The organism is Prevotella sp. Sow4_E9_plate (assembly GCF_052116205.1).
Lineage (GTDB): Bacteria > Bacteroidota > Bacteroidia > Bacteroidales > Bacteroidaceae > Prevotella.
The window spans coordinates 1-527 of sequence record NZ_JBQKLN010000141.1 but is presented as its reverse complement, the minus strand read 5'-3'; the positions used below and the strand labels follow the sequence as shown (position 1 = coordinate 527).

Sequence of the window (527 nt, the reverse complement as noted above, 5' to 3'; positions counted from 1 at the left end):
ATTCCTTCTGGGCAGGAGTGCGAGTGTCGGCAGGCTTGCCTTTCTCGTCGAGACCACCCTCGTAGCAGATTCCGATGCTGTGGGCGTTGTAGTGGCGGGCGTGAGCCCCCATCTCGGTTTCTGGACGGCAGGGATAGACCATGCCATCCTTCGTAATGTAGTAGTGGTAGCCGATGCTCTTGAAGCCTCTTGCCTTGTGGCAGGCTTCCAAGGCTTCTACCGGGAAGTCCTGGTTAACACGTGTGGCACTGCAATGTACCACGATCAGATTGATTTTTCTTGGATTCTTCATCTTTTCTAGTGATTAATGATTAGTGATTATTGATTAATTACCTTAGCTCTTGCAGCTCTGCACACAGAAGGCGCTGAGGACGGCAGTGAGGACGGTGATGATGAAGTTGATTACTTTCTTGATGGTTTCCTTTTTCATGTTAATTAGTAATTAATGATTAGTGATTACTTTTCTCACAGATCTCACGGATTTTGACTCCTATGGAATCTTTCCTGTGAGGCTTGGTGAGTACCGT

Annotated in this window: 2 protein-coding genes; both read right to left on the bottom strand. The window is 47.4% G+C overall.

All coding sequences use genetic code 11. The annotated features are described in order from the left end of the window. Positions 1–292: N-acetylmuramoyl-L-alanine amidase (locus ACTQ53_RS17610; RefSeq protein WP_441934620.1), on the bottom strand; the 292-nt coding region annotated here is incomplete at its 3' end. 42 nt (positions 293–334) lie between these two features. After that, positions 335–430, bottom strand: a complete 96-nt coding sequence (locus ACTQ53_RS17605; RefSeq protein WP_441934618.1) for a smalltalk protein — start codon at positions 428–430, stop codon at positions 335–337. Positions 431–527: the final 97 nt, after the last annotated feature.